The following is an 18,234-nucleotide window of genomic DNA, read 5'->3' as shown; positions in this document are numbered from 1 at the left end:
GCCATCGCGGGATCGCTCGTACGGGCGATCCGCCGACCCCCCGGACTGGCGATACTGAGGCGTTGTGTCACTGTCGTCCTTGAAGTCCCGATTGCAGAGCCGATTGAAGAGCCGATTGCGGGGCCTGCCCCCGCCCGTCGTGGACGCGGTCCTCGTGCTGGCGGTGCTCGCCGGTCAGTCCGCGCCCTTCCTCTTCACCCAGCCGGCTCCCGGCCGCCCGCCCTGGACCGTCGCCGAGTATCTGCCGGTGCTCGGGGCCTCGATCCCGCTGCTGTGGCGGCGGCGCATGCCCGTGACCTGCCACCTCGTCGTCGCCGTCTCCATGGGCTGGTACGCGTTGTACGACCCGATCCAGCCCGCACAGCCCATCTGGTTCGGCTCGCTGGTCGCGATGTACACGGTCGCGGAGAAGAGTCCGCCCGTGCGCCGTTATCTGGCCGCGGCCTTCGTCGGTCTGGGATTCCTCATCCAGACCGGACTCGCCACCACGGCGCGCGGCGTGGTCCTCTGGGCCGGTGCGTACGCCGTCGGCCGGGCCGCCGCGATGCGGAAGGCGTACTCCGCCGCGCTGGAGGCACGGGCCGTGCAGCTCGAACGGCAGAAGGAGATCGAGGCCGAGCGGGCGGCGGAGCGGGAGCGGGCCAGGATCGCCCGCGACATGCACGACATCCTCGCGCACGCGGTCAGCCTGATGGTCGTGCAGGCCGAGGCCGGACCGGTGGTCGTGCGCGGCGACCCCGAACGGGCGGAGAAGACCTTCGACGCGATCGCGGCGGCGGGCCGGGACGCGATGGCGCAGCTCAGGCGGATGCTCGGGGTCCTCAAGGAGACCGAGGCGTCCCGGGGTCCGCAGCCGACGCTCGCCAGGGTGCCCGAACTGGTCGCCGCGGTGTCCGCGACCGGGCCGCGCACGACGCTCACCGTGCGGGGACGACCGCGGCCGGTCCCTCCGGACCTCGACGTCGCGGCCTATCGGGTCGTCCAGGAATCGCTTACCAACATCGTCAAGCACGCCCGGGCCGCGTCGGCGACCGTGGCGGTCGACTGGGAGGACGACGCTCTCGTGATCACTGTCATCGACGACGGACGCGGGCCGGGAACGCCGAGCCCGGCGGCCGGCGGCAACGGGCTGATCGGCATCAGGGAGCGGGCCGCCGCCTGCGGTGGCCGGGCCGCCTTCGGTCCCGGGCCGGACGGCGCCGGCTTCCGGGTCACCGTACGGCTCCCGCTCGTGGAGACGGCGGTGGCCCGGTGATCGGCCCGGTGATCAGAGTGGTGGTGGCGGACGACCAGGAACTCGTCCGCGGCGGGTTCGCCATGATCCTGGACGCGCAGCCGGACATCGAGGTCGTCGGCGAGGCCGGCGACGGCCGGGCCGCCGTCGAGGCCGTGCGGGCGCTGCGGCCCGACGTCGTGCTCCTCGACATCCGGATGCCGCGTATGGACGGCATCGAGGCCGCGAAGGTCATAGCGGCCGAGACCGGCTGCAGGGTGGTCATGCTGACCACGTTCGACCAGGACGACTACGTCTACGACGCCCTGTACGCGGGGGCCAGCGGCTTCCTGCTGAAAGACGTGCGCCGCGACGACCTCGTGCACGCCGTACGCGTCGTCGCGGCGGGGGAGTCGCTGCTCGCGCCCTCGGTCACCCGCCGCCTGATCGGCGACATGGTGAGCAGGGCCAGGCCGCGGCCCGCTCCGGCCGGTCTGGACGCGCTCACCGCCCGCGAGCGGGAGACGCTGGAGCTGCTCGGGCGCGGGCTGTCGAACGCCGAGATCGCCGGGCGCCTCGTCGTCAGCGAGCACACGGTGAAGACGCACGTCAGCAACGTGCTGTCCAAGCTGGGCCTGCGCGACCGGGTGCAGGCGGTGATCCGCGCCTACGAGTCGGGGCTCATCCTTCCGGGGAGCTGACTCCCTCGCGCGGGGGGGAAGGAAGATCGCCGATGTGGGCGATCTCCGCGAGGGGTGTGTCCCGAAACGATGGGGTCATCCCCGAACGAGATCCCTCAAGGAGAACTGCGTGTTCACGAAGGTCGTCACCCTCGCTCTGGCCGCCGCGGTCACCATCCCCGCCGTCGCCGTTCCGGCCGCGGCGGCCGCGGCTCCCGCCGCCAGGTGTTCCGCCGCCACCCGGCCTTCGGCGCCGACGTCGCTGCCCGCCCTCGACGCCGCGGCCCTGTGCCGGTCCATCTCCGGCCTGCCGAACGGGCAGGCGACCTACTCCCTCGTCCGGGTGCGGGGCGAGGCGGGCTCCTGGACGGGCTCGTCGGGGGTGCGCGACGTACGGACCGGCGGCCGGGTGCCGGACGGCGCCCGGTTCCGGATCGGCAGCGTGACCAAGGTGTTCACCGCCACCGTGGTCCTCCAGCTCGTGGGCGAAGGGAAGATCGACCTCGACGGCACGGTGCAGCACTACCTGCCCGGGCTGCTGCCCGCGAGCTACCCGTCCGTGACGGTCGCGCAGCTGCTGAACCACACGAGCGGCCTGCCCAGCCCGACCCTGCCCGGCGACGACCAGTGGATCCTCGACCACCGGTTCGACACGTGGACGCCCCAGCGGTGGATGGACGGGGTGGCGAAGAACGCGATGGAGTTCACGCCGGGCACCAAGCAGCACTACCTCAACACCAACACCATCGTCCTCGGCATGCTGATCGAGAAGGTCACCGGCCGGCCGTACGGCGACGCGGTGCGCGCGCGGATCATCCGCCCACTCGGCCTGCGGCACACCACGATCCCGGGCGAGGACGTGCGCATCCCCGGCCCGCACGCCAAGGGCTACATGGCGGTCGACGGAACGCTGGTGGACGTCACCGAGATGAGCCAGACGATGCCCTGGGCGGCCGGAGAGATGATCTCGACCACCGCGGACCTCGACCGGTTCATGGTCGCGCTGTTCCGCGGCAGGCTGCTGAAGCCCGCCCTGCTGGACAACATGTTCACGCTGCCGAAGGGCGTGCCGATGTACGACGGCAACGACGACCCGTCCGACGACCAGCCCGCGGCGTACACCATGGGCATGTCGGTGATGACCCTGCCCGGCGGCGTGACGATCTACGGCAAGACCGGCAGCAGGTACGGCTACAGCACCGGCATGTTCGCCACCCGCGACCTCAAGCGCAGGGTGGTCGTCTCGGTGGGCTCGACCACCAAGGGCGACTCGGCCATGCTGCAGACCGTAGGCCTGGCTGCCTTCGCCTCCTGAGGACTCTTGAGGACTCTTGAGGGCTCCTGGGCCGGTCGGCTCAGGAGTCCATTTCCGGGATTGCGGACGGACGAAATAGGATCGCTCCGGAATTGACATATGCCCGCAAACAGGGTTGACATTGTCCGTAATGCGATTGAATTGCGGAGATAGCGCCGGATTCAACTACCCGTCAGTATAATTTTGTCACCTTGTACCCTGTCTGACCAGCGCAGATGTCACGAATATCCGCGCACTGTGTCCAATATCCGGTAGCGCGGACGCATTTCCGGATGAGAATGACATAATGCGTGGGAGCGCTCCCGCTCTCCTGGCTGCATTCTCCGCAGCGCCATCCGGCACGCCTGCCCTGAGGGCACGTTGGAAGGAAGGTGCCGCGTCTCCATGACGGCATTCGGCAAAAGTCCTCCGTCCGGGCCGCATCTCGACGGAAATGTTCCGTCGGACGTCGTCCGCGCCGGCTCCCGCCCCTGGGCGCCCCACCTGTGGTGGATGGCCCTGGCCGTCGGGGCGCTCGGCTTCGCCTTCGTGTGGCTGGCCACGCCGCACGCGAGAGAGATCGGCTCGCCCTGGGAGCTGGTGGCCAAGCTGGTCGCGTTCGCCTGCCTGTGCGTGGCGATCGCGGTCTTCCCCTGGGTGTCGCCACGGCTGAACTGGCTGCTCTACGTGCCGTTCGTCTTCTTCACCGGCTATCTCATCCCGCGGATCAGCTGGTTCTATTACGGCGACGGCGCTCGGGCCCAGGGCGACAGCTTCTACACGCACCTCTATCTGCTGCTCTATCCGGGCATCGTGCTCACGGTCGCCGCCGCCTACCGCATCGGCGGGGGCACCCCGGGCCGCTGCCTGAAGATCATGCTGACCGGGGTCCTCATCGTGTTCTCGGGCTTCCTCGACCTCATGTGGTTCGTCGTCAACCCGGTCGCCATTCCCGAGGTCATCGACGCACCGCACATCAACCTCTTCACCGGGGGGCCGATCTCCTTCGGCGCGACGATCGTGTTCGCGCTGGTGCACGTCCCGATCATCGTCGGGGTCAACCTGCTTCCCCTCGACCGCTGGATCGGCCGCCTGCTCGGGGCGGGTGACCCGTGAGCGTCGCCGTCGACATCTCCGTGAGCATCTCCGTGGCCGCGCCCGCGTACAACGAGGCGGACACCATCGCGGCGGTGGTGGGCGAATGGCAGGACTACCTGGAGAACGCCCCGGCCGTGGGCGACTGGGAGATCGTCGTCTGCGACGACGGGAGCGTGGACGCGACCGGCGAGATCCTGGCCGGCCTGCGGGACCGGTGCCCGCGGCTCGTCGTCGTCACGTTCGAGCGCAACCGCGGCGCGGGCGCGGCCATCGCCGCCGCGATCGCCCACACCCGGCTCGACTGGGTGGTGCTGCTCGACTCCGACGGCCAGTTCCCGATCGCCAACCTCGACCGCGTCCTGCCGCGCGTCCAGGCCGGGGAGGCCCTGGCGTTCTCCGGCGCCCGGATCAGGAAGGCCGACGGCGTGGCCTACCGATGGGGGTCGGCGGCCAGCGGCGCGGTCAGCAACCTGCTGCACCGCACGCGCTACCGCGACTTCAACTCGATCTTCAAGGTGGTGCACGGCCCGCTCTTCCGATCGCTGCCGCTGGAGTCGGCCGGGATGAACTGCTCGACCGAGATCACCGCGCGGGTCGCCGAGATGGGCCACGAGTGGGTGGAGGTCCCGATCGAGCACCGGGAGCGCGGCGGCGGCGCGCGCGGCTGGCGATACTGGCGCGGCGCCCGCGACCGGGCCCTGTTCGTCGCCTATCTCGGCTACCGCCACTGGTTGCTGCGCCGGGGGGTCCTGCGCCGGCCGTCCGCGCGTGAGGAGACCCGATGAACGTCGCGGTGACGATGTTCAGCGGCGGCAGAGGGGCGGCCGGCATCGCGAGGGGCATGCTGGGCACTCCGGGCGTCGGCCTGTCGCTGATCGTGAACGGCTACGACAACGGCCTTTCCACCGGCGCGCTGCGGCGCTATCTGCCCGGGATGCTCGGGCCGTCGGACTTCCGCAAGAACCTCCTGCTCCACCTCGACCCCGCCGATCCCGCGCAGGCCGCGCTGGCGACCGTGCTCGAACACCGGCTGCCGGGCGGGACGACCCCCGCGGGGCTCACCGCCGTCATCGAGTCGATCGCCGCGCGCCGCGATCCGTTCGCCGCGCTGCCGGAGGCGGCCCGCGAGGCCGTCACGGCCGACCTGCGTGTGTTCGCCCGGCGGCTCGCCGCGTATCCGCACGGGCTCGACCTCGCCGACTGCGCGCTCGGCAACCTCGTGTTCGCGGGGGCCTACCTGCGGCTCGGCCGGGACTTCAACGCCGCCGCCGACGCCTGTGCCCGCACGTTCGGCTCCACCGTGCGGCTGCTCAACGTGACCAACGGGGAGAACGCCTTCCTGGCCGCGCTCCGGGGCGACGGCAGCCTGCTGGCCGACGAGGCCGACATCGTCGCGCCGCAGGGCCCCGGAGTGATCACCGACCTGTTCCTGCTGCGCGAGCCGCTCGGCGCGCGGCGGCGGGCCGAGTTGGAGGCGCTGCCGCCCGCGTGGACCAGGGAGGTCCTGGGCCGCGAGCGCGCCGAGGTGACGCCGAACCCGCGGGCGCTTGAGGCGATCCGCGACGCCGACCTCATCGTCTACGGCCCCGGCACCCCGCACTCCTCGCTCCTGCCCAGCTATCTCACGCCGGGCGTGGCCGACGCCGTCGCGCGGAGCCGGGCGGCGGCCAAGGTGTTCGTCGTCAACATCCGGAGCGACCACGACGTCCGGGGGCTGAGCGCGCCCGGCCTCGTGGACCGCACGCTGGCCTACCTCGGCGATCCCCGTAACGGGCGGCGGCTGGTGACCCATGTGCTGAGCCATCGCGCGTCCGCGCCGGACGCCCCGGCGGTGCCGTACGGCGTGCTCGACCGGGGGGAATGGGCGGGGGCCCGCTGGATCACCGCCGATCTGAAACACCCCGGCCGTCCCGGCCTGCACAACCCAGGACGCACGGCGGAGGCCCTGCTCGCCATCAGGAACGAGGCGGCCTTGGTGCGGGCCCGATGACGGCGTTCCTGGCGGACGCGTGTGCCCGCCGCGTCTGGCTCTTCGACCTCGACGGCACTCTCGTGGACTCCTGCCCGGCCCACGAGGCGGCCTTCCTGCGGGCCATCGCCGAGGTCGCGCCCGACCGGCTCGCGTCCTTCCGGTACGCCGACCACGCGGGCGCGAGCACCCGCGAGGTGGCGGTGCGCCTGCTGGGCGACGGCGGGGAGGCGGACCGGCTGGCCCGGCTCAAGCAGCGGCTGTATCGCGAGCGAGCCGGCGCGGTGGCCGTGTTCCCCGGCGCGCGGCGGCTGCTCGGCCGTCTGGTCGCCGGGGGCCGCGACGCCTATCTCGTCACCAGCGGCAGCCGGGCGTCGGTCGCGCGGGTGCTTGCGGCCGGCTCGCTGGGCGCGTACTTCCGGGGGGTGCTCACCAGCGACGACGTCCCGGCGAGCAAGCCCGACCCGGCCTTCTACGCGTACGCGTGCGCGCACTGGGGGCTCGACCCCGGCGCGGCCGTGGTGCTGGAGGACTCCGCGCACGGGGTGGCGTCGGCGGTCGGCGCGGGCCTGACGACCCTGCACGTCCACGCGGCGGAGCCCGCTCCCGGGGCGGTGGCCGTACGCGACCTGGAACAGATCGTGTCTCTCCTGCTCGCGGAGGTGGGCGGTGCCGGCTGAACGGTTGTGCGCGGTGATCCCGGCGGCCGGGCGGGGCACCCGCCTGGGCCTGGACATCCCGAAGATCATGGTGGAGATCGCCGACGGCGTCACCGTGTGGCACGTGCTCCACGAGCGGCTGCGGCCGTACGTCGAGCACGTCCACGTCGTGATGTCCCCGCACGGTGAGGGGCCGTTCCGCGCGCTGGCGGCGGAACAGATCGCGGCCGGCGCGGTCTCGGTGAGCGTGCAGGACAGGCCCACCGGGATGGGCGGCGCGATCTTCGGCGCCGCCCCGCACTGGGAGGCCCACGGCGCGATCCTCGTGGTCTGGGGCGACCAGGCGGGCCTGTCCCCCGAGACGGTCGGCCGCGTCGTCCGGGCGCACGAGAAGGGGTTCACGCTCCCGCTGGTGCCGATGGACGACCCGTACGTGGAGTACGAACTCGACGACGCCGGGACGCTGGTGCGGGTGCGCCAGTCGCGGGAGGGCGACGAGTGCCGCCCCGGCGGGCTCAGCGACGTGGGCGTCTTCTGCCTCAGCACGGGCCTCAGCACGGGCCTCAGCACCGAGGGGCTCCGGGAGGAGTGGACCCGCTACCTGGGCGAGGCGGCCGTGGGCGCCCGCACCGGGGAGGTCAACTTCCTGCCGTTCCTGCCCTACCTGTCGCGGGAGCGGAACTGGCCGCTGACGGTGGTGCCGGTGACCGACCCCGACGAGGCGCGCGGCGTCAACACGGCCGACGACCTCGAGTTCGCCCGGCGGGCACACCTGCGGTGGGCGTGACGGGGTGGGCGCGCTGACGGACCGGGCGGCCGGGCTCCTGGCCGCCCACCGCTGGGCCGCCGGGCCCACGCTGGTGAGCACCGTGGCCAGCGGCACGGCCGCCGCGACCACGCTCGTGATCGCGCGAGGGGTCGGCGCCGCCGCGTTCGGCCACTTCACCGTCGTCCTGTCGATCGCGCTGATCGTCACCGTCGGCATGCTGACGAGCCTCAACTACGTCATGTTCCAGGAGTTGCCTCGGGCCGAGCCGGGGGCGCGGCCCGCCCTGGTGACGACGGCGCTGCTGGCCACACTCGTGCTGGGCACGGCGGTGTTCGCCGCGGGTCTCGCGGCCGCCCCGCTGCTGACCGCCGCGCTCGGCGTGGACACCCGCACGCTCGTCTTCGCGCTGGCGCTGGCGCTGTCGATGACGCTCAACCAGCTCACCGAGAGCTTCCTGCGCGGGCTGAAGCGCTTCCGCCTCGTCGCCGGGCTCAAGCTCGCCGTGGCCGTCGTCTACCTGGGGGCCGCCGCATGCTGCCTGCTGGTCTTCGGCGTGCGGGACGCCGAGCCCTACCTGGTCGCGCTGATCGGCACCAACCTGGTCTTCGCCCTGGTCTCCGTCGCCGGGTTCGAGGTCGTGCCCCGGTCCTGGTCGTGGGCGCTGGCCCGCTCGCTCTACCGGCACGGCGCGTACGTCACCGCGATCGCGGCGCTCACGGCGGTGGTGTTCGGGGTGGACGTCATCTTCCTCAACCACTGGGCGCCCCGGGCCGACGTCGGCGTCTACTCCGTCTACAACGGCTTCCCCAAGCGGCTGCTCGGCGTGGTGTTCACCGACGGGGTCGGCCTGGTGCTGCTGCCCACGCTGGCCACGTCGGACAAGCCCGCCGTGATGCGGCGGATCGCCCGGCTCGCCCCGGTGGTGTTCGCGGCGACCGCCGTGTTCTCGTTCGCGGCGAGCACGGTGTTCTTCCTGCTCATGGGGGGCGAGTATCCGTACTCGCTGGGCCTGATGGCGCTGTCGGCGCTCGGGATCGGCGCGCACACGGTCTTCAACCTCCAGCAGGTCGCCCTGACCATGGACGGAGTGCGGGGGGCGAAGGTGCTCATCGGCTGCCTGCTGGCCGGGACGCCGCTCGCGCTCGCCTGTCAGGCGGCGCTCATCGCCTGGCAGGGACTGGCCGGCGGGCTGGTGGCCTTCGCCCTGAGCAATCTCGTCCTCGTGGCCGTCGTGACGGCCGTCTCCGCCCGGCTCTACCGGCCGGCCGGCGCATTGGAGGTGCGCGGGTGAGGATCGCCCACGTCATCAACCAGTTCCCGCCCAACATCACGGCGGGGCTCGGCCGGTATGCCGAGCTGATCGCGCCGCATCTGGCACGCGACCACGAGATGGCGGTCTTCACGCTGAACGACGGCCGCCTGCCCGTGTGGGAGCGGATCGGCGGCATCGGCGTGTACCGGCCGCGCGGGCGGGTGCTCGGCGCGATCGCCCGCCGCCGGCGGCTCAACCGGACGCGGGGGGTGGAGTTCCTCCTGCTCGCGCTGACCGTCGTGGTGAGCAACTGGCGTTACTTCCTGCTCCTGCGCCGGCTGCGCCCCGGCCGGCGGCCCGATCTCGTCGCCGTGCACGACTCGACGAACTTCCTGTGCGGCCTGCTGTGCCACTACGTACTGCGGCTCCCGGTCGTGTTCCACGTCCACACCACCGAATACGGCGTCGCCCCGCAGCGCAGCATCACCGACCCGCTCAACCTGTTCGCCGCGCTGGAGCGGTGGCTGGCGGGGATCTCCCGGCGGGTCGTGGTCGCCACGCCGGAGGTGCGCGGGCAACTGCTGGAGGCGGGCTGGGACCGCTCGCCCATCGACGTCGTCCGCCTCGGCGGCACGTACGAGCGGGTCGTCGCCGACCCCGCGTTCGACCGCGGCACGCTGCGTCTCGGCGCGGCGGACCTGCGCGCCCGGCTCGGCATCGCCGAGGAGGATCCGGTGCTGCTGTTCGTCGGCCGCCTCGAACGGCAGAAGGGGATCTATCCGCTGCTCGACGCCATGCGCGACATCGCGCCCGCCGTGCCGGGGCTGCGCCTGGTGCTCGTGGGGGAGGGCGACGAGGCGGGCGTCGCGCGGATCGCCGGGGAGACGGGGCTCGGCGGCCGGGTGCTGACCTCCGGCGGCTTCGTGGACGGGCGGGCGCTGCTGGAGTATTACGCGATGGCCGACGCCTGCGTCTTCCCCTCGCTCTTCGAGCCGTTCGGGCTGGTGGCGACCGAGGCGATGGCCCTGGCCCGGCCGGTGATCCTCGGTGACGGCTTCTCCCGGATCTTCCTCGGCGACCCCGCGCGGCCCGCCGTACGGTTCGTGCGGGCGGCCGATCCCCGCGACATCGCCGACGGGGTGATCGAGGTCATGACCGATCCCGCGCTGCGCCGCGCCCTGGCCGAGCGGGGCGAGCGGCTGGTGCGGGAGACGCTGAGCTGGAGCCGCGCCGCCGAGGAGACGCTCGCCGTCTACGCGCGGGTGCTCTCCACCGTGCTCTCCGCAGAGGGGACGAGGCGATGATCTCGCTGGTCGTGCCGTGCTACAACGCGGCCAGGACGCTGCGGTTGTGCCTGGAGTCGGCGTTGGCGCAGACCCGCGTGCCCGGCGAGATCGTCGTGGTGGACGACGCGAGCACCGACGGATCGGCGGAGATCGCCGAGGAGCTGGGCTGCCGGGTCGTGCGCCTGCCGGAGAACCGGGGCGTGTCCGCCGCCAGGAACGCCGGGATCGACGCCACCACGGGCGATGTGATCTTCTTCCTCGACTCCGATGTGGCGCTGCGGCCCGACGCCGTCGCGAACGCCATGGAGATCCTGGAGCACGATCCCGAGGTCGGCTGCGTCCACGGGGTCTACGACACCGTGCCGCTGATCGACGACGGGCCGGTCGAGTGGTATCGCATCCTCCACGCGGTGCACTGGCGCCGCCGCCACCTCGGAGAGGTCAGCAGCGTCGTGTTCGCCCTCGCGGCCGTCCGCCGCGACGTGCTGCTCGCCGTGGGCCGGCTCGACGAGCGGCTGCGCGACTGCGAGGACGTCGAATACAGCAGCAGGCTCGCCGTACGCAGCCGAATCGTGCTGACCGACACGGTCGTGGGCCGCCACGACGACGGCAGCCGCCTGCTGCCGATCCTCGGCGAGCAGTGGCGGCGGGCCCTGCCGCTGATCCCGCTCGCGCTGACCACCACCCGGCGCGGCGCGGCCAAGCCGGAGCACGCCAACAGCCCGGCGGGCATCCTGTCGTGCGGGCTCGCCCTGGCCGCGCTGGGGCTGGTGCTGCTGAGCCTGCCGTTCGGGCTGTTCCACCTCCCGCTGCTCGCCGTCCCCGCCGTGTTCGTCGCCGGGTTCGTCCTCGCCGATCCGGAGCTGGTCGGGTTCGTACGGCGCCAGCGGGGGCCGGTCTTCGCCGTCTACTTCATGGCCGTTCACCTGGTCGTCCACGTGGTGCTCGTGGCGGGCCTGGCCGCAGGCTCGCTGCGCCTGCTGACCGGACCGCGGGACGGCCGTGCCGAAGCCGTGTGAGGGGCCGCGTGAGACGTCAGGCGCAGCCGACGCGCCGGGTGCTGAGGGCGATGTCGTCCACCCAGAGGTCGTACGCCGCGGGGGACGGGTTCGGCTGGTAGAGCTGCCAGCCGATCTTCACGGTGTCGAAGCGGGGGAAGACGAAGTCGGTGTCGTTGCCGCCGTGGCTGCGGGTCGACACGGTGAGGTCGGGCTTGGGCACGCCGTCGAACCAGAGCGAGATCGCGTTGTCGGCGGGGTCCATCCGCCATTCGACGCACTGCCACACGTCCGCCTGCGACGGGGCCGACTCGCGCCAGTTCGTCCAGTCGCCCGTCGGTCCGCCGTCCGCGCCGACGCCCCACAGGTCCTTGCCCAGCGTGGGGACCCACTGGCCGCCGAGCGGCCGGACGATCTCCGGGCCCGCGCCGGTGGCCTCGACCAGCGTGTAGTGGGCCCAGTCGGGGGCGGTGGGGAACGCCTTCACGCGCAGCCGCAGCCGGCCGTAGAAGCCGTTGCCGGGCGGGGCGAAGTCGTCCACCTTGAGGAACGCCCGGCCGTTGCCCTCGGTGTGGACGTGCAGCATCTTCTGGCCGCGGGCGCCGCGCTCCACCGTGAGCGTGCCGTGCTTGGTGTCGACGCCCCACTTGAGGCTCGCCGCGCCGCCGACCGGCAGCGACTGGAAGTCCTCGCAGAACAGCGTGCCGCCCTTCGCGCAGGTGTCCGGCCCGTGCGGCGGGGGCGGGGGCGCCGAGGCGGAGGCGGCCGGTGCGGCCGTCAGCGGCAGCAGCAGGACCAGACCGGACGACACCACGGATAACAGTCGTCGCACGACACGCTCCTTTTCCCGGTGACAACGGCAGAAGTAAGGTACGCCAATTGGGAGCGCTCCCATAGGGGTGCGTGGAAGATCGATGAAAGGGAGGAATCGCGCGGATAATCTACGCGTGAACGGACCTTCCCGGCGATTATTTCTCCAGCTCGGCGGGCTCGCCTCGGTGGCCGCGGCCTGTGCCCCCCGCCGTCCGGACGACACCGGGACCTTCACCCCGCTGCGCCGCCGCTGGCGGCAGGTCACGCTCGGCTACCCGGGGACGTTCGACCCGGAGCGGGAGCCGTACCGGACCCGGCTGGCGCGGCTGGGCGCGGAGGCCGCCCGGCACCGCGACGCGATGACGCCCGCGCGCGGGTCGCTCTGGCCCGACCTGCCCTTCCCCTCGCTCGACGCCACACCGGCCCGGTTGCGGGCGATGGCCCGCGCGTACGCGCTGCCGGGCACCGGGCTGACGGCGGAGCCGGGCCTCGGCACGGCGGTCGCCGAGGGCATCGAGCACTACGTGAGGCACGTGTACGCCGCGGACGCCGAGCAGACGGGCAACTGGTGGGACTGGCAGATCGGGACGCCCAGGGCGCTGCTCGACGCGGCCGTGCTGGCGGCTCCGCACCTGACGGACACCCAGGTCTCCGCGCTGTGCGCGGCGGTGGACGCCTTCGTCCCGGAAAGCCGCCTGGACGACTACGAGGGCAACAGCACCGGGGCGAACCGGGTCGATCTGTGTACGGTGACGCTGCTTCGGGCGATCGCCGGGGCCGACCCCGATCGTGCCGCGCTCGCGGCCTCCGCGCTCTCCCCGGTGTTCCCCTACGTCACCGAGGGCGACGGCTTCCACCGCGACGGCTCGTTCATCCAGCACGGGTCCGTGCCTTACCAGGGCGGGTACGGCGCGGTGCTGCTGACCGGCCTCGCGACGCTGTTCGCCGTGCTGCGCGGCACACCGTGGGAGATCACCGACCCGGCGGCGCGCACCGTCCTCGACGCCGTGGACCGGGCGTTCGCGCCCTTCGTCCACGACGGCGCCTGCATGGACCTCGTACGCGGCCGGGGCGTCGGCAGGCAGTCGTACGGCGACCACCGGAGGGGCAGGGAGATCGCCGCGGCGGTCCTGCTGCTGGCCGAGACCGCCCCGGACGCCGAGCGGGCCCGCTGGCGGGCCATGGTCAAGGGCTGGGCCGTGCGCGACACCGCCAAACCCATGCCCGGGGTGGCGGCACAGGGCGACCTCGCGTTCCACGCGCGTCTGTCGGCGGTGCTCGACGACGCGACCGTCCCGGCCGCCGCCGAGCCCGTCGGACACCGCCTGTTCCCCATGAGCGCGCGTGCCGTCCACCGCAGGCCCGGCTGGTGCGCGGCGGTCAGCATGGCCTCCTCCCGCGTCGCGCACTACGAGCACGGCAACGGCGAGAACCTGCGCGGCTGGCACACCGGCTCCGGGATGCTCTACTGGTGGGCGCGCGGACACGGCGACCACTACTCCGACGCCTTCTGGCCCACCGTGGACCCCTACCGGCTGCCGGGGACGACGGTCTCCACCCGGAGGCTGCCCGACGGCGCGGGCGGCGCGTGGGGCGACACCCGTCCTCCGGCCGAATGGGTGGGCGGCGCGACCGACGGGGTGTACGCCGCCGTGGGCCAGCACCTGTTCGGCGTGGAGAGCACGCTGGAGGCGTTCAAGTCCTGGTTCTTCCTCGACGACGCCGTGGTCTGCCTCGGCGCCGGCATCACCTGCCGCGACGGCGTGCCGGTCGAGACCGTCGTGGACAACCGCAGGACCGGCGCCCGGCTCACCGTGGCGACCGGATGGGCGCACCTGGACGGCCACGGCGGTTACGTCGTGCCCGCCGGTCAGGCGCTGCGCACGCTGCGCGAGGACCGCACGGCCGCGGGGGTCACCCGGGCCTACGCGACGCTGTGGCTCGACCACGGGGTGCGTCCCAGCGGGGCCGGTTACGTCTACCTCCTCATGCCGGGGGCGGGCCCGGCCGAGACCGCCGCCCGCGCCGCCGATCCCGGCTGGGCCCGGGTGCTCGCCAACACTCCTGCACAGCAGGGGGTCGAGGTCCGGTCGCTGGGCGTCACCGCGGTCAACTTCTGGACGGGCGGGCGGGCCGGGGGAGGCGTGGGCGGCCTGACGGCCTCCGACGCGTGCGCGGTCCTCGTGCGCGACCTCGGCGACGGCACGGCCACGGTGACGGTGGCCGACCCCCGGTGCGCTCTCGACGGGCTGACGGTGACGTGGGACCGGCCGGTGGCGGCGGTCACACGCGGGCACCCGCTCCTGGACCGCGCGGAGACCGGCGCCCGCCTCACGCTCACGTTCGCGGGGACGGCCGGCCACGAGGGCGCCTCCTGCACGGTGACCGTACGGCTGGGCGCTGCGGCGGCGTGAGCGCGTGTCATCATGAACGCCGTGCCCACCCTGCCTGACGACCTGGACGACGCGCTGGAAGCGTCGCTCGGACGCTTCCCGATCGCCGACCTGACGCGGAGCGTCCAGACGCTCATCCGGCAGTATCGGGAGGGCTTCGACCGGAGCGTGCCCGCGCTGGGCTCGGAGGTCGCGGTCGCGGCGTACGCCGGCTATCGCATGCCGGCGACCTACAGCGCCGTGCGCTCCGCGCTGCGTCAGGTCGCCCTGCGGGCCCCCGGCTTCGCGCCGGAGACGCAGGTGGACGTGGGCGGCGGCACGGGCAGCGCGCTGTGGGCCGCGAACGCGGTCTGGCCGACGCTGCGCACGGTCACCGTCCTGGAGCAGTCGCCCTCCGCCATCGCCTTCGGGCGCCGGCTGGCCGGTCGCGCGCCCGCCGCGGCCGTACGCGAGGCGCGCTGGCAGCAGGCGTTCGTCGACCGGAGCGCGCCCGCCCCGACGGCCGACCTGGTCACGATGTCCTACGTGCTCGGCGAGCTGTCGCCCGCCGTCCAGGAGGACGTGGTCGGGTCCCTGGCACGGGGAGCGGCCCGCGGCGCGGCCATGCTGGTGATCGTCGAGCCCGGCACGCCCGCCGGGTACGCCCGGATCGCGGCGGCCCGGCGGCTGCTGGCCGCGTCGGGCCTGCACGTGGTCGCCCCCTGCCCGCACGACGGCGAGTGCCCGATCCGCCCGGACCAGGACTGGTGTCACTTCGCGGTCCGCCTCAACCGCACCGCCCTGCACCGGCGGGTCAAGGACGGCACGCTGAGCTTCGAAGACGAGAAGTTCTCCTACGTCGCGGCGTCGGCCCGGCCGTGGCCGCGAGCGGAGAGCCGGATCCTCCGCCACCCCCTCAAGCGCAAGGGGCTGGTGACGCTGCGCCTGTGCACGACGGAGGACGGGCTGGCCGACCGCGCGGTCTCCAAACGGCAGGGCGAGACCTACCGCGAGGCGCGCGACGCCGTCTGGGGCGACGCCTGGCCGCCGCCCGCCGATCAGCCGCGTCCTCCCGAGTGAGTCCGGGCGGCCGGGGAAGCACCAGTTCGGCCGTTTCGTAGGATGGGGCAAATCATCCACCGGCAAAGCGGACCCCACGAGGCCCCCGGCCCGAGACCCCGGCCCGGTGTGACGGAAGGAGTTCGACGTCAGCACCGTCGACGAAGCGTCCGGCAGGCCGATGCCGCTCGCCTCCAGCGCCGAGGCGAGCCGTCTCGCGGCCGTGCGCCGCTACGCGGCCCTGGAGACCGCCTCCGGCGCCGCGTTCGACCGGGTGGCCGCCCTGGCTGCGCGGATCTTCCGCGCTCCCTTCGCCACCGTGACCATCGCCGGCGACGACACGGTCCGCGTCATCGCCGCGCACGGGCTGCCACCGCGCCGCGGGCTCGTCGAGAGCCTGTGCGAAGCGGCCGTACGGCACGGCGGCCCGTACGTCGTCCAGGACGCGCGGCTGCACCCCCACGCGGCCGGAGACCCGGCGGTGCGCGGTGAGCCGGGCATCCGCTTCTACGCCGCCGCGCTGATCACGACGCCCGACGGCGAGGCGCTGGGCAGCGTCAACGTCATGGACGTACGCCCCCGTGAGGCCGGGGACGAGGAGCTCGCCTGCCTGCGGGACCTGGCCGGCCTCGTCATGGACGAGTTCGAGGTGCGGCTGGCCACGCACCGCACGGTCGAGGTCGAAAGGGAGTTGCGGGCGGGCGCGGAGCGGCTGGCCCGCACCCTCCAGCGCACCCTGCTCCCGCCGGCGCTGCCCCGGGTGCCCGGACTGCGCGCGGCCGCCGCCTATCACCCCGTCTCGGCCGACGAGGTGGGCGGCGACTTCTACGACCTGTTCCCCCTCGACGGCGACCGGTGGGGGTTCTTCCTCGGCGACGTCTGCGGCAAGGGCGCCGGCGCGGCCGCGCTGACGTCACTGGTCCGCTACACCCTGCGCGCCGCGGCCGTCTACGACGCCGATCCGCACGCGGTGCTGGCCAATCTCGACGCGGTCCTGCAACAGGAGCACGCGGGCGGCGAGGCCCCGGCGCCGTACTGCACGGCGGTCTTCGGCGTCCTGCAGCCCGACGGCGACGGGTTCGGGGTCACGCTCGCCACCGGGGGGCATCCCCCGGCGCTGGCGGTGCGGGCGAACGGCGCCGTCGAGCCCATCCACCCGGCCGGGGGGCAGCTGATCGGCATCCTGCGCAATCCCCACTTCGCCCAGGTAAGCGCGCGACTGAACGCCGGTGACGCGCTGCTGCTCTACACCGACGGCCTCACCGAGGCGCGGACGCCGTCCGGCTCAATGCTCGACGAGGACGGGCTGACCGCCTATCTCGCCGCCGCCGGGCCCACGAGCGCGGACGACCTCCTGACCACCGTGCACGACCTGATCACGGCCCTGGGCAAGGGGGTGTCGGACGACACCGCGGTCCTCGCCCTCTCCGTACCGCCCGCAACTCGAACGCCGTCCTCCGGGAGTCTCGGTGCAGCATGACAACGGTCTGACCGTCAGCCTCCAGTCGCCCAGCTCCGGGCCGCGCCTGCTGGTCGTGGCCGGTGACCTGGACCATCACACCACCCCACGCCTACGCGCGGCCCTTGATGAGGTCGAGTTCGGCCCCGGCGCCGATCTGGTCGTCGACCTGTCCGGTCTGACCTTCTGCGACTCGACCGGCATCGCCACGCTGGTCGCGGCCCACCAGCGCGCCGCCGACGCGGCCGCCGCCCTGCTCCTGGCCGGCCTGAACTCCGACATCGCCCGCGTCTTCCAGATCATGGGCCTGGACCAGCTGCTCCGCTTCTACGACAGCCCGGAAGAGGCCGTACGCGCGCTGAGCAAGTGAGCAGGGGCGGGCCGCGCGGCTACAGGGGCGCGGCGACGACGACGGCGATGTTCTGCTGGATGTCGCAGTTCCTGGTCCGGCGGCAGAAACCGTCCGCCACGCTGGTCGCCCCGCCCGCGGTGCTGGCCGCCGTGTGCTGGTGGCCGCGATTGCGGGTGGGGCTGTCCAGGTAGACGATGTTCCGGTTGCGCGTGCCGTTGCCGACGGAGGCCGGGCCGTCCCCGTCTTCCCGCCCGGCCCGCGCGAACGCGGGAGCGGTGAGCAGGACCTGCGCGGCGGCGGCCGCGACGAGGACGACGGCGAACAGCGGGACACGCCCAGATGCGCCGCGTGAATGAAGCATCGCCACCGCCCGTCCGTCGGCCCGGAATCTCGTCACACCGTAGCCTCCGCCCGGGCCCGGCCGGCGTTCTCCGGCGTGCGTGTCCCGCCAAGTTCCCGGCCGGTTCGCCGTGCGTCAGCGGCCGTTGATCACGGTGCCGCTCGTCCTCGGGGAGCTCTGGTTGCGGCCCCGCAGATTCTGGGAGCCCCTGCAGCCTGGCCGGCGCATGCAGTTGGAGGCCTGCGCGTTCACCGACGCGTCCACGCCGGTGATGAGCTGCTGTGTTCCCGACATGTTCCACTGGCTGCCGGCGAGCAGGGAGTTCAGGTTGTTCTGACCGTTGTTGATCACGAACCTGGAATTGGAGCCGTTCCCGCCGCCGCCACCACCCGGTCCCCGGCCCGTGGCCGCGCCGGCGGTCGTGGGGACGAGCACGAGGCCCGCGCTCGTGACCGCGAGCGCGGTCAGCGCCAGCAGTCGCGCCGCCGGGCGGGTGAGCGCGTGCCGCCCCCTGTCGTGAGCCCTGTGACGAGCACTGTGACGAGCCCTGTGACGAGCCATGTTTCTCCTGCGCCTTCCCCGTCGTCCGTGATCCGTCAGCTCGGACCTGCCGGGCATCTA

18 protein-coding genes are annotated in these 18,234 nt (G+C 73.1%); 15 read left to right on the top strand and 3 right to left on the bottom strand.

Annotation, left to right across the window (positions count from 1 at the left end; translation table 11 throughout):
- Positions 1-103 precede the first annotated feature (103 nt).
- From BXA11_RS27930 to BXA11_RS27880, 11 genes are all read left to right on the top strand, one after another.
- Positions 104-1,255: a sensor histidine kinase gene (locus BXA11_RS27930; RefSeq protein WP_239105154.1), complete on the top strand. Its 1,152-nt coding sequence runs from the start codon at positions 104-106 to the stop codon at positions 1,253-1,255.
- Positions 1,252-1,914 carry a response regulator gene (locus BXA11_RS27925; RefSeq protein ID WP_275409733.1) on the top strand — a complete coding sequence of 221 codons (663 nt, stop codon included), beginning with the start codon at positions 1,252-1,254 and terminating at the stop codon, positions 1,912-1,914. Before BXA11_RS27930 ends, BXA11_RS27925 begins: the two co-directional genes overlap by 4 nt.
- 109 nt (positions 1,915-2,023) lie before the next feature.
- Positions 2,024-3,208, top strand: a complete 1,185-nt coding sequence (locus BXA11_RS27920; protein ID WP_076439281.1) for a serine hydrolase domain-containing protein — start codon at positions 2,024-2,026, stop codon at positions 3,206-3,208.
- 384 nt (positions 3,209-3,592) lie between these two features.
- A complete protein-coding gene (locus BXA11_RS27915) occupies positions 3,593-4,303 on the top strand; it encodes a hypothetical protein (RefSeq protein ID WP_239105153.1) in 711 nt (236 codons plus the stop codon).
- The gene (locus tag BXA11_RS27910; RefSeq protein WP_030507839.1) at positions 4,300-5,070 is read left to right on the top strand and encodes a glycosyltransferase family 2 protein; all 771 of its coding nucleotides are present in this window, start codon (positions 4,300-4,302) and stop codon (positions 5,068-5,070) included. Before BXA11_RS27915 ends, BXA11_RS27910 begins: the two co-directional genes overlap by 4 nt.
- A complete protein-coding gene (locus BXA11_RS27905; protein ID WP_076439279.1) occupies positions 5,067-6,275 on the top strand; it encodes a 2-phospho-L-lactate transferase CofD family protein in 1,209 nt (402 codons plus the stop codon). The genes BXA11_RS27910 and BXA11_RS27905 overlap by 4 nt, the downstream gene beginning before the upstream one ends.
- Positions 6,272-6,934 (top strand): HAD family hydrolase, encoded by a 663-nt coding sequence (locus BXA11_RS27900; protein ID WP_076439275.1) that lies wholly within the window; start codon positions 6,272-6,274, stop codon positions 6,932-6,934. The genes BXA11_RS27905 and BXA11_RS27900 overlap by 4 nt, the downstream gene beginning before the upstream one ends.
- Positions 6,924-7,700: a nucleotidyltransferase family protein gene (locus BXA11_RS27895; protein ID WP_239105152.1), complete on the top strand. Its 777-nt coding sequence runs from the start codon at positions 6,924-6,926 to the stop codon at positions 7,698-7,700. The genes BXA11_RS27900 and BXA11_RS27895 overlap by 11 nt, the downstream gene beginning before the upstream one ends.
- A gap of 4 nt (positions 7,701-7,704) precedes the next feature.
- Positions 7,705-8,973, top strand: a complete 1,269-nt coding sequence (locus tag BXA11_RS27890; protein WP_076439273.1) for a lipopolysaccharide biosynthesis protein — start codon at positions 7,705-7,707, stop codon at positions 8,971-8,973.
- Complete coding sequence (locus BXA11_RS27885) at positions 8,970-10,238, top strand: glycosyltransferase family 4 protein (protein ID WP_076439271.1); 1,269 nt, start codon at positions 8,970-8,972, stop codon at positions 10,236-10,238. The genes BXA11_RS27890 and BXA11_RS27885 overlap by 4 nt, the downstream gene beginning before the upstream one ends.
- A complete protein-coding gene (locus BXA11_RS27880; RefSeq protein ID WP_239105151.1) occupies positions 10,235-11,239 on the top strand; it encodes a glycosyltransferase family 2 protein in 1,005 nt (334 codons plus the stop codon). The genes BXA11_RS27885 and BXA11_RS27880 overlap by 4 nt, the downstream gene beginning before the upstream one ends.
- A 16-nt stretch (positions 11,240-11,255) precedes the next feature.
- Here the strand turns inward: BXA11_RS27880 and BXA11_RS27875 are convergent, their stop codons facing one another.
- Entirely contained in the window at positions 11,256-12,050 is a 795-nt protein-coding gene (locus tag BXA11_RS27875; protein WP_204053874.1) for a hypothetical protein, read from the bottom strand.
- A 115-nt stretch (positions 12,051-12,165) separates the two neighbouring features.
- On the opposite strand from BXA11_RS27875, the gene BXA11_RS27870 reads away from it, so the two are divergent.
- From BXA11_RS27870 to BXA11_RS27855, 4 genes are all read left to right on the top strand, one after another.
- On the top strand, positions 12,166-14,445 hold the full coding sequence (locus tag BXA11_RS27870; RefSeq protein ID WP_143734551.1) for a polysaccharide lyase 8 family protein: 2,280 nt from the start codon (positions 12,166-12,168) through the stop codon (positions 14,443-14,445).
- A gap of 21 nt (positions 14,446-14,466) precedes the next feature.
- The gene (locus tag BXA11_RS27865; RefSeq protein WP_239105150.1) at positions 14,467-15,483 is read left to right on the top strand and encodes a small ribosomal subunit Rsm22 family protein; all 1,017 of its coding nucleotides are present in this window, start codon (positions 14,467-14,469) and stop codon (positions 15,481-15,483) included.
- A 160-nt stretch (positions 15,484-15,643) separates the two neighbouring features.
- Entirely contained in the window at positions 15,644-16,942 is a 1,299-nt protein-coding gene (locus BXA11_RS27860; protein WP_076439263.1) for a PP2C family protein-serine/threonine phosphatase, read from the top strand.
- Complete coding sequence (locus tag BXA11_RS27855) at positions 16,932-17,291, top strand: STAS domain-containing protein (RefSeq protein ID WP_076439261.1); 360 nt, start codon at positions 16,932-16,934, stop codon at positions 17,289-17,291. The genes BXA11_RS27860 and BXA11_RS27855 overlap by 11 nt, the downstream gene beginning before the upstream one ends.
- Before the next feature lie 19 nt (positions 17,292-17,310).
- On the opposite strand, the gene BXA11_RS27850 is transcribed toward BXA11_RS27855, so the two are convergent.
- The gene (locus tag BXA11_RS27850; protein ID WP_076439259.1) at positions 17,311-17,670 is read right to left on the bottom strand and encodes a hypothetical protein; all 360 of its coding nucleotides are present in this window, start codon (positions 17,668-17,670) and stop codon (positions 17,311-17,313) included.
- Positions 17,671-17,748: 78 nt separating this feature from the next.
- On the bottom strand, positions 17,749-18,174 hold the full coding sequence (locus tag BXA11_RS27845; RefSeq protein WP_143734550.1) for a hypothetical protein: 426 nt from the start codon (positions 18,172-18,174) through the stop codon (positions 17,749-17,751).
- Positions 18,175-18,234 lie beyond the last annotated feature (60 nt).

The sequence above is a fragment of the Microbispora rosea genome, assembly GCF_900156315.1.
GTDB classification, from domain to species: Bacteria; Actinomycetota; Actinomycetes; order Streptosporangiales; family Streptosporangiaceae; genus Microbispora; species Microbispora rosea.
The sequence above is the reverse complement of the archived record's forward strand: the minus strand, read 5'-3'. Positions and strand labels throughout refer to the sequence as shown.